This window comes from Micromonospora sp. NBC_00389 (genome assembly GCF_036059255.1).
Classification (GTDB): domain Bacteria; phylum Actinomycetota; class Actinomycetes; order Mycobacteriales; family Micromonosporaceae; genus Micromonospora.
In genome coordinates, this window is the sequence record NZ_CP107947.1 from 863,340 (window position 1) to 875,802 (window position 12,463).

General features: G+C 74.1%; 12 protein-coding genes and 1 riboswitch. Of the genes, 6 read left to right on the plus strand and 6 right to left on the minus strand.

All coding sequences use genetic code 11. The features are described from left to right. Positions 1 to 90: 90 nt before the first annotated feature. Positions 91 to 1,032 (minus strand): PPK2 family polyphosphate kinase, encoded by a 942-nt coding sequence (locus OG470_RS04150; RefSeq protein ID WP_328420918.1) that lies wholly within the window; start codon positions 1,030 to 1,032, stop codon positions 91 to 93. A 143-nt stretch (positions 1,033 to 1,175) separates the two neighbouring features. Here OG470_RS04150 and sigJ point away from each other — a divergent pair, with 143 nt between their 5' ends. Further along, entirely contained in the window at positions 1,176 to 2,141 is a 966-nt protein-coding gene (sigJ, locus tag OG470_RS04155) for an RNA polymerase sigma factor SigJ (protein ID WP_328420920.1), read from the plus strand. A gap of 6 nt (positions 2,142 to 2,147) precedes the next feature. On the opposite strand, the gene OG470_RS04160 is transcribed toward sigJ, so the two are convergent. Then, the gene (locus OG470_RS04160; protein ID WP_328420921.1) at positions 2,148 to 2,654 is read right to left on the minus strand and encodes a DUF402 domain-containing protein; all 507 of its coding nucleotides are present in this window, start codon (positions 2,652 to 2,654) and stop codon (positions 2,148 to 2,150) included. 102 nt (positions 2,655 to 2,756) lie between these two features. Here OG470_RS04160 and OG470_RS04165 point away from each other — a divergent pair, with 102 nt between their 5' ends. Beyond that, the gene (locus OG470_RS04165; RefSeq protein ID WP_328420923.1) at positions 2,757 to 4,955 is read left to right on the plus strand and encodes an ATP-dependent DNA helicase; all 2,199 of its coding nucleotides are present in this window, start codon (positions 2,757 to 2,759) and stop codon (positions 4,953 to 4,955) included. 132 nt (positions 4,956 to 5,087) lie between these two features. Here OG470_RS04165 and OG470_RS04170 read toward each other — a convergent pair whose 3' ends face one another. Continuing rightward, a complete protein-coding gene (locus tag OG470_RS04170; protein ID WP_328420925.1) occupies positions 5,088 to 6,440 on the minus strand; it encodes an AI-2E family transporter in 1,353 nt (450 codons plus the stop codon). Between the two features lie 105 nt (positions 6,441 to 6,545). On the opposite strand from OG470_RS04170, the gene OG470_RS04175 reads away from it, so the two are divergent. Continuing rightward, complete coding sequence (locus OG470_RS04175) at positions 6,546 to 6,884, plus strand: GroES family chaperonin (RefSeq protein WP_328420927.1); 339 nt, start codon at positions 6,546 to 6,548, stop codon at positions 6,882 to 6,884. A gap of 123 nt (positions 6,885 to 7,007) precedes the next feature. Next, on the plus strand, positions 7,008 to 7,175 hold the full coding sequence (locus tag OG470_RS04180; RefSeq protein WP_328420929.1) for a hypothetical protein: 168 nt from the start codon (positions 7,008 to 7,010) through the stop codon (positions 7,173 to 7,175). A 15-nt stretch (positions 7,176 to 7,190) separates the two neighbouring features. Here OG470_RS04180 and OG470_RS04185 read toward each other — a convergent pair whose 3' ends face one another. Next, positions 7,191 to 8,675, minus strand: a complete 1,485-nt coding sequence (locus OG470_RS04185) for a PrsW family intramembrane metalloprotease (RefSeq protein ID WP_328420931.1) — start codon at positions 8,673 to 8,675, stop codon at positions 7,191 to 7,193. A 23-nt stretch (positions 8,676 to 8,698) separates the two neighbouring features. Then, positions 8,699 to 8,819: riboswitch (SAM riboswitch) on the plus strand. A gap of 46 nt (positions 8,820 to 8,865) precedes the next feature. On the opposite strand from OG470_RS04185, the gene OG470_RS04190 reads away from it, so the two are divergent. Next, positions 8,866 to 10,140 (plus strand): aminotransferase class V-fold PLP-dependent enzyme, encoded by a 1,275-nt coding sequence (locus tag OG470_RS04190; RefSeq protein ID WP_328420933.1) that lies wholly within the window; start codon positions 8,866 to 8,868, stop codon positions 10,138 to 10,140. Between the two features lie 26 nt (positions 10,141 to 10,166). Here OG470_RS04190 and OG470_RS04195 read toward each other — a convergent pair whose 3' ends face one another. Continuing rightward, positions 10,167 to 11,402, minus strand: a complete 1,236-nt coding sequence (locus OG470_RS04195; protein ID WP_328426129.1) for an FUSC family protein — start codon at positions 11,400 to 11,402, stop codon at positions 10,167 to 10,169. A gap of 106 nt (positions 11,403 to 11,508) precedes the next feature. On the opposite strand from OG470_RS04195, the gene OG470_RS04200 reads away from it, so the two are divergent. Further along, entirely contained in the window at positions 11,509 to 12,165 is a 657-nt protein-coding gene (locus OG470_RS04200; protein ID WP_328420935.1) for an HD domain-containing protein, read from the plus strand. On the opposite strand, the gene OG470_RS04205 is transcribed toward OG470_RS04200, so the two are convergent. Continuing rightward, positions 12,137 to 12,421 carry a DUF4031 domain-containing protein gene (locus OG470_RS04205; RefSeq protein ID WP_328420937.1) on the minus strand — a complete coding sequence of 95 codons (285 nt, stop codon included), beginning with the start codon at positions 12,419 to 12,421 and terminating at the stop codon, positions 12,137 to 12,139. The genes OG470_RS04200 and OG470_RS04205 overlap by 29 nt on opposite strands. Positions 12,422 to 12,463 lie beyond the last annotated feature (42 nt).

Below are 12,463 nucleotides of genomic sequence, written 5' to 3' on the forward strand. Positions count from 1 at the left end.
CCCGTCGGGTACCCGCCCGGTGAATGCTAGGAAACGGCGGAACGGCGAATTCGTCGGCCCACCCCTGGCCAGGCCGCATTCACCGGTCGTTCACCTGCTGTTCATCTCGGGCGTCCCACCCGCCCCCGCGTCCCCAGCACAGAGCCGCTCCCGCTCGTGCGCCACGTCGAAATCGGCAGCCGGATACCCCAGATCAAGCGTGTCGAACGTCTCCCGCAACAGGTGGGCCACCGCCCAGTCCCGGTACCACTTGCGGTCCGCCGGCACCACGAACCACGGCGCGGCGTCCGTGCCGCACCGGCTCAGCGCCTCGGCGTACGCGGCCTGGTAGTCGTCCCAGAGAGCCCGGGAGTCGACGTCCGACGGGTTGTACTTCCAGTGCTTGCGCGGGTCGGTGAGCCGCTCCAGCAGCCGCCCGCCCTGCTCGGCGTAGGAGATGTGCAGCATCACCTTGACCAGGGTCACCCCGCCATCGGTGAGCTCCCGCTCGAAGGAGTTGATGTCGTCATAGCGGGCCCGCCAGGTGGCCTCCGGCACCAGCGAGCCGACCCGGGCGATCAGCACGTCCTCGTAGTGGGACCGGTTGAACATCCCGACGTACCCCGGTGGCGGCAGCGCCCGTCGGATCCGCCACAGGAAGTCGTGCCGCAGCTCCTGCGGGGTCGGCGGACCGAACGAGCGGATGTGCAGGCCCAGCGGGTTCATCGCGCCCGCCACCCGCTTGATCGTGCCGTCCTTACCGCCGCAGTCCATCGCCTGGAGCACCAGCAGCACCCGACGCGCCGGCCCGTCCGACCCGGCCTTGGCCATCGCGAAGAGCATCTCCTGCTGGCGGCCCAACTCGCCGCCGACCAACTCCACCTGCTCGCGGGCCCAGGCCTTGCGGCGCTCCCCGGTCACCTCCGACGCCGGCAGACCGGGCGTGGACCGGGGGTCGATCGCGCCGAGATCCACCGGTGCGGTGACCCGCAGCAACTCCCGCACGGAGCCGCCGACGGGCGCCACGATCTGCGCTTGCTGGGGTGCGCTCATCCTCGGATCATCGCCCACCCGCCGGCCATCCGCCCGCCGAGCGCAGCCCTGCCCGGGCCGGCTGTCACGTTCGGGGCTGCCGGCGCGTCCAGTTGGCGGGAGGATGTACGCCGGGACGAGCCGGCCGGGGAGGGTGGTGGGTCGTGCAGGACCTGGCGACGGAGTTCGAGGCCAAGCGGGGCCGGCTGCTCGCGGTGGCCCAGCGCATGCTGGGCAGCCGCAGCGAGGCCGAGGACGCGGTGCAGGAGACCTGGCTGCGCTACGCCGGCGCGCTCGCCGACCCGGCGGCCCGCGCCGAGATCCGCGACCTGTCCGCCTGGCTGACCACCGCCTGCGCCCGGATCTGCCTGGACGTGCTCCGCTCGGCCCGGGTCCGGCGTGAGGCGTACCACGGGGAGTGGCTGCCGGAGCCGGTGGTGAGCCCGGTCGGCGCCACCCCGCCCACCGACGGGTACGCCCCCGACCCGGCCGAGCGGGCGGTGCGCACCGACCAGGTCGGCACCGCGCTGCTGGTGGTGCTGGAGCGGCTCGCGCCGGAGCAACGGGTCGCCCTCGTGCTGCACGACGTGTTCGCGGTGCCGTTCGCCCGGGTCGCCGACGTGCTCGGCACCACCGAGGCCGCCGCCCGGCAGCTCGCCTCCCGGGCCCGGCGGGCGGTCACCGCGCCGGACCTGCCCCGACACACCGCCGAGCCGGCCGAACAGCGCCGGGTGCTGGCCGCGTTCATCGCCGCCACCGAGTCCGGTGAGCTGGATCCGCTGCTCCGGGTGCTCGCGCCGGATGTGGTCCTCATCGGCGACTCGGGCGGGCATTTCCCGGCCGCCCGCCGACCGGTGGTCGGCGCGGACAAGGTCGGGCGCTTCGCACTCGGCCTCTTCGGCCGGGCCGGCCGGTACGCCAGCCGGGTGCTGTCCCGGCCGGTGCTGGTCGACGGCGTGCTCGGCCTTCAACTGGAGACGGTGCACGCCGACGGCCGGCCGATCCGCCTGGTGACCGCGTTCGCCGTGGACCAGGGCCGGATCACCGCCATCTACAACCAGCTCAACCCGGAGAAGCTGACCGATCTGCCGCCACTGAACGACGACGACCACTGGCCGCCGCGCTGGTGAGCCGGCTCAGACCACCAGGGCCAGCCACTTGCGGTACGAGGTGGCGAACGGCTCGGTGCCGTCGCCGAGCGCGCCGAACAGCCACCGGGCCGCCGCCTCGGCCTCGACCACCACGTCCTCCGGGTAGCCGTACCGGGCCCGGTGCTCGGCGAACTCGTCCTCGTCGAGCAGCTCCACCAGGCCGGTGGCCCGGCGCCGGACCACGTCCAGGTCCAGGTCGATCAGATGGACCGTGTCGTCGGATTCCCAGCGGGCCGGGGTGGCGATGTCGCAGTAGACCTCGCTGGTCCGCGGCGGCGGGTTGAACATGCCCGTCCACCAGGCGTGGCGCGGCACCAGCAGGACGAACGGGATCTTCTCCACCGACGGACGGCCGTGGTAGACCGACTCGGTGCCCGCGGGGACGCCGAGCCAGACGCCGAGGTCGTCCTCGGCGAGCCGGCGGGCGGGATAGTCACGGTGGGCGCTGCCGTCGTACTTGCGGTAGATCACTCGGACCACGTCGCTCGGCATGATTCGCACCCTAACCGATACTGCCCACGCGTCGTAGCACAGCTGTAACCGGACGGCGCCGGACGGGCCGGCCCACCAACCGGTACCGCGCCACGCGGGCGGATGGGCGCGGCCCGTGTCGGGCACGACGGGTACCGTCGCACGGTGACTCCGCCCCGCACCGCCACCGGTTCCGCCACCCCGTCGGCCCGTGCCGGGAGCCGGCGGCGGGGTGCCCGGCCCAGCGGCACCGAGCTGCTCGCGGCGGCGGTCGGCGCGGTGCCTGGCGGTGCTGCGCGCCCCGGCCAGCAGCAGATGACCACCGCGATCGAGGAGTGCGTGACCAGCGGCGAGCACCTGCTCGTCCAGGCGGGCACCGGCACCGGCAAGTCGCTGGCCTACCTCGCGCCGGCCCTCACCGTGGACGGCCCGGTGGTGGTCTCCACCGCCACCCTGGCGTTGCAGTCCCAGTTGGTCGACCACGACCTGCCCCGGCTGGCCGACGCGGTCGAGCCGCTGCTCGGCCGGCGGCCCACCTTCGCGGTGCTCAAGGGCCGCCACCACTACCTCTGCCTCGCGCGACTGGACAACTCCACAGAGGAGGAGCCGGAGGACACCCTCTTCGACACCCCGGCCGCCCGCCCCGGCGGCGGCACGAAATGGCTCGGCGAGGCGGGCCGGATGGGCAAGCAGATCGAGCGGCTGCGCGGCTGGGCGGAGAAGACCGCCACCGGCGACCGGGACGAGCTGGACCCGGGCGTTGACGACCAGGCCTGGCGGCTGGTCTCGATGCCGGCCCGGGAGTGCGTCGGGGCGACCCGCTGCCCGTTCGGGGCGGAGTGCTTCGCCGAGGCGTCGCGTGCACGGGCCCGCGAGGCCGACATCGTGGTGACCAACCACAGCCTGCTCGCGGTCGACATGCTGGCCGACCGGCACATCGTGCCGCCGCACAAGCTGCTCATCGTGGACGAGGCGCACGAGCTGGCCGACCGGGTCTCCTCGGCGGCCCAGGCGGAGCTGGTGCCGGATCTGATCGACCGGTCCACCCGGAGGGCCCGCCCGCTGCTGCGGCCGGAGACCGCCGAGTCGCTCACCGCGGCCGGCGACGCCCTCGCGGTCGGGCTGGCCGAGGCACCGGCTGGGCGGATCACCGCCGGGCTGCCGGCGCCGCTTCGCGAGGCGTGCACGCTGCTCGACGCGGCGACCCGCGCCGCGCTGGACGCGATCGGCGAGGTCAAATCCGACGATCCCGACCCGGTCCGCAAGCAGCAGGCCAAGGCGGCGTTGGACGAGCTCTCCACGACCGCGCAGCGGCTGCTGGAGGAGGCCGAGCACGACGTGGCCTGGGTGGAGAAGAACGACAGCGGCAGCCGGCGCGCACTGGTGGTCGCGCCGCTGTCGGTGGCCGGCACCCTCGCCACCCACCTGTACGACGAGCGCACCGTGGTCGCCACCTCGGCCACCCTGGCGCTCGGTGGCCGGTTCGACACGGTGGCCCGCGCCCTCGGGCTGGACGCGCCGCCGGTCCCGGCGTCCCCGGCCGCCGCCGCGCTGGCCGCCCGCACCGGCCCGGGCCGCCCGGCCGCCGAGACGCCGGGCCGCCGGCTGGCCGACGACGCCATCCCGGGTGCCACCATCCCGGCGACCGAAGGTCCGGGCTGGCGGTCGCTGGACGTGGGGTCGTTCGACTACGCCCGGCAGGGCATCCTGTACGTCGCGGCGCACCTGCCCCGGCCCAGCGTCTCCGGGCTGCCCGAGGCGGCCGGGGAGGAGCTGATCGCGCTGGTCGAGGCGGCCGGTGGGCGTACTCTTGGGCTCTTCTCCTCCCGGCGAGCCGCGCAGCAGGCGGCGGAGCTGCTGCGCGCGCGGACCGACCTGCCGGTGCTACTGCAGGGTGAGGAGGCGCTGCCGCTGCTGGTCCGCCGGTTCCGCGAGGAGCGCGCCAGCTGCCTGTTCGGCGTGATGTCGCTCTGGCAGGGAGTGGACGTGCCGGGCGATGCCTGCCAGCTCGTGGTCATCGACCGGCTGCCCTTCCCCCGGCCGGACGAGCCGCTGGCAGCGGCCCGCGCCGCAGCCGTGGACGCGGGCGGCGGCTCCGGCTTTGCCGCGGTCAGCGTGCCGATCGCGGCGGTCCGGCTGGCCCAGGGGGTGGGCCGGCTGATCCGGGCCACCGGCGACCGGGGGGTGGTCGCGGTGCTCGACTCCCGGCTGGAGACCGCCCGCGGTTACGGGCCGTTCCTGCGTCGTTCGCTGCCGCCGTTCTGGTACACCACCCGCCCCGAGGTGGCCCGCGGTGCGCTGCAACGCCTCGCCACCGCCTGACCGCCCGCCACGCCCCACCGCACACCGCGCCGCAGCTCAAGATCCGCACAACATCAGGGAAAGAGTGGCCTCCGACAGCGGGGAGACCACTCTTTCCAGGAAACTGTGTGGATCTTGAAGTGGGCCGGCGGGTCAGGGAGCCTGTGCGGCGACGACCACGGCGTCCGGCGGGGTGTCCGGGACCGTCCGGGCGGCCAGCCTGCGGACCGCGGTGTTCAGCACCGCGATCAGCGGCACGGAGACCAGCGCGCCGGTGATCCCGGCGAGCACCACCCCGGCGGCAATACCGATGATCACCGCGAGCGGGTGGAGGGCCACCGCCCGTCCCATGATCAGCGGCTGGAGCACGTGCCCCTCCAACTGCTGCACGCCGATCACCACGCCCAGGATGATCAACGCGGTGACCGGGCCGCTGTCGACCAGCGCCACCAGTACCGCCACGCCGCCGGAGAGCGCCGCACCGACGATCGGGATGAACGCGCCAAGGAAGACCAGCGCGGCCAGCGGGAAGGCGAACGGAATGTCGAAGATGACCAGGAAGATGCCGATGCCGACCGCGTCGATGAAGGCGACCAGCACCGTCGCCCGGACGTAGGCGACCAGCGTCTGCCAGGAGGCTCGGCCGGCGTCGTCGACCTTCCACCGGGCGGCCACCGGCAGCAGCCGGACCAGGAAGCGCCAGATCCGGCTGCCGTCGCGCAGGAAGAAGAACGTGGCGAAGAGCACCAGCAGCGTGCCGGTCAACACCTCGGCCAGCGTGGCGGCGGTGCTCAGCGCGCCGCTGGTGAACTTCGAGGTGTTGTCGTTGATCCAGCCCTGCGCCTCGTCGATGTAGCGGTCGAGCTGGTTGTCGGAGACGTGCAGCGGGCCCGTCTTCAGCCAGTTCTGGATCTGCCGGACGCCCTCCGAGGACTTCTCGCTCAGCTCCGGCACTCCCCGGATGAACTCGTTGACCACCAGGGTGAGCGTGCCGATCACCGCCGCCAGGCCACCGACCAGCACCACCGCCGTCGCCAGCGACCGGGGCAGCCGGGCCCGCAACAGCCAGCCCACCGCCGGCGCGAGCAGCGCCGAGAGCAGTAGCGCGATGGCCAGCGGAATGATCACGATCTTGACCGTGCCGACGATCCGGAGCAGCGCCCAGGCCACCACGCCGATCACGATCAGCCGCCAGCACCAGGCGGCGGCGATCCGCAGCCCGTGCGGGACGTCGGCGTCGTCGCGGCTGGAGGTCGAGCTGTGCACGTCCACCGGAGGTTCCGCGCCGACGACCGTGGCCGTCGGCGGCGCGGCGGGCCCCGGCACGGCGGGCGAGGCCACCCCGACGGGCTCCGGGACGTCGCTCGACGCGCTCCGATCGGCGCGTACCGAGTCCCGTCCTGACTGGTAGGCGCGGCGGAGCCGCCCGCGTACCCGCTCGAAGCGGCTCAAGCGCACCTCCTGGCAGAGAAACCGGCCCGCCCACGACGACAGGTCGGACAGCATACGTCCGTTCCCGACACCGTAGGGCAGTTCCGCCACACATTGCCCCGGTCACCTCGGGCGTAACCACCGGCTGCCGGCCGTCGCCGACACGGTAGCGTCTGCGGCGTGACCGCCGACCAGGATCTCGACGCCGGCCTGCCGATCCGCCTGCTGCACGACCGGGTGCTGGTACGGATGGAGGGCAGCGAAGGCGAGCGCCGCTCCACCGCCGGCATCGTCATCCCGGCGACCGCCACGGTCGGCAAGCGCCTCGCCTGGGCCACCGCCGTCGGAGTGGGGCCGAACGTCCGCGCCATCGTCTCCGGCGACCGAGTGCTCTTCGACCCGGACGACCGCTCCGAGGTCGAGCTGCACGGCCGTGGGTACGTGCTGCTGCGAGAGCGGGACGTGCACGCCGTGGCCGCCGAGCGCGTCGACAACGACTCCACCGGCCTCTACCTCTGAGACCTCCCCCAAGCCCGCGCCGCACACCGGCGTGGGCGGCCGGGCATCGGCGCGCGGCGTCGCTCCGTTTGCCGGGCGGCACGACGGGAAGCCATCCGGCGACCGTGGCCCTGGGGAGGGACGATGCCGGTATTCGTGAAGAAGCTGTTGGCCTGGGGCAGCCTCGCGTTCCTGATCTACTTCATGGCGTTCCGGCCGGACGGTGCCGCGCAGATGTTCAAGGCGATCGGGGCGATGCTGGTCGCGATGGCCCAGGGCCTCGGTGACTTCCTCACCACCCTGATGACCTGATCCGCCGGCCTCCCATCAGTGTTGACCGGGCGGCCAGGGCGCGGGTGCCGCCGGCCGCACGCCGTACCAGCCGGGCGGGGCGTACCCCACCGGCGGTGGCGGCGCGGCCAGCAGCACCGGAATCGGCACCACCGGCTCGTCCGGCGCGGCCACCGGACGCTGCGAACCGTCCGGGAAGCGCAGGTGGTAGCGGCTGCCGTCCCAGACCCCGACCGGGGCCTGCGGGTCCCGACCCACGAAGAACGACCGGTACGAGGTGATCGACTCCAGCAGCTCCCGCTCCTCACGAGCCGTCCGCTCCCGATCGGCCGGCTTGCGGTCCAGGCCGCGCAGCGTCCCGTCGCGCAGCAGGGCCAACCGGGTGGCGGCGAACTGGTACCCCCGCATCGCCCGCACCCCGGCGTCCCCGGCCACCCGACGCGCCCAGCTACGGGCCGCGTGCCGGCGACCGAGGCTGCTCAACGCGGCCACCTCGGGCGGGCTCAGCCAGCCGGCGCGCACGTAGTCCGGCAGCGTCCGCTCGGTGAGCCGCCCCTCCCACGCACGCAGCCACACCGCCAGCCCCACCATGCCGAAGAAGACCGGCACCATGAGGCCCAGGAAGCCGTACAGCATGATCACCGTCTCGCCGGTGGCCTGGGTCAGCGTGGGCAGCAGGTTCCAGGTGCCGTGCAACATCATGGCCAGCAGCAGGCCGGCGACCGGTGCGAGCACCCGGACCCGGCGGTCGGCCGTCCGGGCGGCGACACCCAGCCCCACACCGGTCATCGAGGTGAAAAGCGGATGGGCGAAGCCGAACAGCAGGATCCGCACGATGAAGATCGCGATGACCTGCTGGGTGCCGGTCGCCGGGCCGTACCGGTCGGCGCCGGCCGCGTAGCCGTACCCGCCCAGGTAGAGGATGTTCTCCACCATGGCGAAGCCGACCGCGGAGAGCCCGCAGTAGACCAGGCCGTCGGTGATCCCGGACCACTCCCGGCGACGGAACACCAGCAGCAGGATCGGGCCGAGGGCCTTGGTCAGCTCCTCGATGAACGGCGCCACCAGCACGCCGGTGAGCGCGGCCGGCAGTCCCCAGTCATTGAACCGGGCGGCGGCGAACTCGTTCACGGTGAGCGAGGCAGCCGTGGAGACGAACGCCCCCCAGGCGAAGCAGAAGATCAGGTACTTCAACGGCTCCGGCTCGTAGCGGTCCAGCCAGAGGAAGCAGGCGACCAGCACCGGCACCGGCAGGACGGCGGCGACCAGCCCGATCAGCAACGCCTCGACGCCGAGCGACTGGCCGAGCGTGAAGACCATGAAGCCCGCGCAGGCGGCGATGAACAACACCACCCCGGCCAGCACCAGGAACCGCCGCCGGTCCAGTCGGCGCAGCGGCATCCGGGGCGCCTCGCCGGCGGACGGGGCTGCGGGCGCGGGCGGCGACGGCAGGGGTGCACCGGGCGGGGTGTCGGCCATGCGGTCAGCGTAGCCATCCCCCGCCGGCTGGTTTGGTCGCATCGGCAGTCGCTATGCTGCCTGCAGGTCACGAGCGCCAGCGTCAAGCCCCGGCTTGCTGGCCGGCAACCCTCGTCGAGTTCGCGGTGGGGTGCCCCGGGTGATGACCGGGCCCAGCCCGATCGGCGTGCTGGGCAAGCGCGGACCCCGTCCCGACACCAGACCCGGGGTCCCTGACCCCGGAGGTTCCGGCGTGTCTGTCACCCTCGTACCCTCGCTCCCCACCCGGTCCGCCGTGGCGCCCGCGCCGGCCCCGTCGGCGCCGCTCGACGTACTCGGCGTACCGGGCGAGATCAACCTGGACTACGCGGCCAGCGCGCCGTGCGCGCGGGCCGCCGCCGACGCGGTGGCCGAGCTGCTGCCCTGGTACGCCAGCGTGCATCGCGGTGCCGGAGCGCTGTCCCGGCACTGCACGCTGGCCTACGAGCGGGCCCGGCAGACGGTCGGTGACTTCTTCGGCGCCCGCGCCGAAGACCACGTGATCTTCACCCGCAACACCACCGACGCGCTCAACCTGCTGGCCCGGGCGCTGCCCGCCGGCACGACGGTGGTCACCTTCGCCGGCGAGCACCACGCCAACCTGCTGCCCTGGCCGCGCGGCTCGGTCCGGCTGCCGGTGCCCACCGACCCCGCCGGGGCGGTACGCGCCCTCGCCGCCGCCCTCACCGAGCTGCGCCGGGACAGCAACCCGGCGCTGCCCGTACTGGTCGCGGTGACCGGGGCGAGCAACGTGACCGGCGAGCGATGGCCGGTGGCCGAGCTGGCCCGGGTGGCCCACCGGCACGGGGCCCGGATCGCCCTGGACGCCGCGCAGCTCGCCCCGCACGCCCCGGTCGATCTGCTCGCGCTCGACGTGGACTACCTGGCCGTCTCGGGCCACAAGCTGTACGCGCCGTTCGGCGCGGGCGTGTTGATCGGCCGGGCGGACTGGCTGGACGTCGCTCCGCCGTACCTGGCCGGTGGTGGCGCCACCAGCCACGTCGGGCCGGCCACCCACGACGTGACCTGGACGACCGGCCCGGCCCGACACGAGGGCGGTACCCCGAACCTGGTCGGCGCGGTGGCACTGGCCGCGGTGTGCGCGGCGCTGGCCGACGCGGACCGGTTCGCGCTGGCGGCCCGCGAGCAGGCGCTGCTGGCCCGGCTGCGGACCGGCATCGCCGCCCTGCCGCACGTGGTGGAGCTGCGCACCTTCGGCCCGGACGCGCCCCGGGTCGGCATCGTGTCGTTCGTGGTCGCCGGGTGGGACTCCGCCGACGTGGCCGCCCGGCTGGCCGCCGAGCACCGGATCGGCGTGCGGGACGGGCTGTTCTGCGCCCATCCGCTGGCCCGGCGGCTGCTCGCCGAGGCGGCGGGGCGTACCGGCCGGCGGGACCTGCCACCCACCGCCCTGCGCGCCAGCATCGGCCTGGGCAGCACGGCCGCGCAGGTGGACCGGCTTCTCGCCGCACTCGCCGCGTTGGGCTGAGGGCGGGCGGAGCGCCGCAGCCCCGGTCAGCCGACCGGTGGGGCGGTGGGCGGCTTCGGTGCCTCGCCCGGCTCGGCCGGTTCACCGATCGGCCGCTCCTGCTCCCCGAAGGCGGTACGGATCCACCGGTTCGCCTCCTCCTGGTCGATCCCGGAGGCCACCAGCAAGTCGCTCGCCGTGGTCCGGATCTGGGCGATCACCACGCTGCCCGAGAAGCCGACCCCGGCTCCGTACGCCCGACCGGCCTCGCTGACCGCCCGCAGCGACCGCTCCCGGGCCTTCTCCGGTTCCTCGCCCACCGCGAACTCGTGCTTGAGCAGCCGGACCGACTCGGCGAGGTGGCTAATGCCGTCCGGCATCGGATCCGGCACCGGCTCCTCGTCCTCGATCAGCGTCACGGCCCGGCGGATCAGCGTGCCGGTGTTGCGCATCGCCCGGTCGATCGGGTCGGCCGCCTCCGCGTAGTGGGTCAGCTCGTCGCGCCGGTGCCAGCGGGCCGGGGAGAGGGTGGCGGTCTCCTTCGCCCCCTCGATCGCCTCGGCCAACGTGGCCAGCTCCTCCTTGTTGTTGCGCAATCGTTCGAGCGCCTGCTGGATGCCGGCGCGGTCCCGGTTGCGCAGCCCGTCGGCCGTGGCGTCGAGCTGGGCGGCGAGCAGGTCCAGCGCCGGTCGGGCAGCGCGATTGAGCACCCGGAGCGGGTTCAGCGGCAGCAGCACCGCCGTCACCAGCAGCGCGATCCCCCCACCGAGGAACGCGTCGACGAAGCGCGGGATCTCCAGATTCTCGGTCTGCGGACTCAGCGTGACGATCAGCACCGCCGTGGCCGCCGCCTGGATGACGATGGCCACGCTGGCCCCGGCGAAGATGGTGAGCAGGATCGCGACCGTGACCACCAGGCCGAGCTGCCACGCCCCGGTGCCCAGCAGGTAGATCAGGAAGTCGCCGATGGCCACCCCGATCCCCACCCCGACGATCAGTTCCACGGTCCGGCGGAACCGCTGACCGACCGACGCGGCCAGGGTGCCGACCGCAGAGATCGGCGCGAACACCGGCTGCGGGTTGCCGAGCAGCCGGTGCGAGACGTAGTACGCCAGCCCGGCGGCCAGCCCGGCCTGCACGGCCAGCCCGCCGGCCATCCGCACCCGGTGCAGCCGGTCGTGCAGCGTGGCCCGACTGCGATGGCGCAGCTCCTCGGTGGCCTCGGCGATCCGCGCGCCGTCGATGTCCACCAACCCTTCGCGCAGCGCCGTACGCCGCACCATCGGAGGTCGCTTGTCCCGGGGCACGGCCATGGGCGCGACTACCCGTGGCACGCGCGCTGAATCCTCCCGCTCCGCGCGCTCCCGTCGGATGCGGCAGACTCGGGCGGTGGCCGATCTGTTGGACCGGTGGCGGGCGGCAGCCCGGGGCGCCGGGGCGAAGCCCGGCGCGGACACGACCCGGGCTGGGGAGCAACTGCTCGCCCGGTGGCGGGAGCCGCACCGGCACTACCACACGGCGGTGCACCTGACCGCCGTGCTGGACGTGGTGGACCGGCACGCGGGGCTGGCCGACCGAGCCGACCTGGTCCGGCTGGCGGCCTGGTGCCACGACGTGGTCTACGACCCGCGGGCCGCCGGCGACGCCAACGAACGGGACAGCGCCACGCTGGCGGAGACCGTGCTCACCGAGCTCGGGGTGCCGGCGCCCGCGGTGGCCGAGGTGCGCCGGCTGGTGCTGCTCACCGCCTGGCACGTGGTGGCCCCGGGCGACCGGGACGGCGAGCTGCTCTGCGACGCGGACCTCGCTGTGCTGGCCGCCCCGCCGGCCACCTACGACCGCTATGCGGCGGCCATCCGGCGGGAGTACGCGCACGTGCCGGAGCCGGCCTTTCGGGTGGGCCGGGCCATGGTGCTCACCGGCCTGCTGGCGCTGCCGGCGCTGTTCCGGCTGCCACCGCTGGCCGGCCGGTGGGAACAGCCGGCCCGGAACAACCTGCGCCGCGAACTGGCCACGCTCACCGCTGCCGGGCCGCCGGCGGACTGACCAGATGCTTCGGGCGGCGCAGGCCGGCGTCCCGGAGCAGCCGGACCAGCTCCCGGCTCGGCACCACCTGGGCACCGAGCCACACCGCCGCCGCGAACCGCTCGGCCGGAATGTCGTAGTGGTCCCGGTCGAAGCCGCGCCGGGGCGCACCCAGCGCCTCGGCGAAGGCGTGCAGTTCGGCGTAGGAGACGTCGCTGATCAGGTGCGACCAGAGCCGACCGCGCCACGGCCAGGCAGGCCGGTCCAGGTAGAGCATGGTGCCCAAGTTAGCCCGCGCAGTTGATCACGTTGATGATCG

What these genes read in the sequence shown, in the direction of transcription:
- OG470_RS04150 (WP_328420918.1), bottom strand. Translation starts at nt 1,032, where the DNA reads ATGAGCGCACCCCAGCAAGCGCAGATCGTGGCGCCCGTCGGCGGCTCC.
- OG470_RS04160 (WP_328420921.1), bottom strand. Translation starts at nt 2,654, where the DNA reads ATGCCGAGCGACGTGGTCCGAGTGATCTACCGCAAGTACGACGGCAGC.
- OG470_RS04165 (WP_328420923.1), top strand. Translation starts at nt 2,757, where the DNA reads ATGGGCGCGGCCCGTGTCGGGCACGACGGGTACCGTCGCACGGTGACT.
- OG470_RS04170 (WP_328420925.1), bottom strand. Translation starts at nt 6,440, where the DNA reads ATGCTGTCCGACCTGTCGTCGTGGGCGGGCCGGTTTCTCTGCCAGGAG.
- OG470_RS04180 (WP_328420929.1), top strand. Translation starts at nt 7,008, where the DNA reads ATGCCGGTATTCGTGAAGAAGCTGTTGGCCTGGGGCAGCCTCGCGTTC.
- OG470_RS04185 (WP_328420931.1), bottom strand. Translation starts at nt 8,675, where the DNA reads ATGCGACCAAACCAGCCGGCGGGGGATGGCTACGCTGACCGCATGGCC.
- OG470_RS04195 (WP_328426129.1), bottom strand. Translation starts at nt 11,402, where the DNA reads ATGGTGCGGCGTACGGCGCTGCGCGAAGGGTTGGTGGACATCGACGGC.
- OG470_RS04205 (WP_328420937.1), bottom strand. Translation starts at nt 12,421, where the DNA reads ATGCTCTACCTGGACCGGCCTGCCTGGCCGTGGCGCGGTCGGCTCTGG.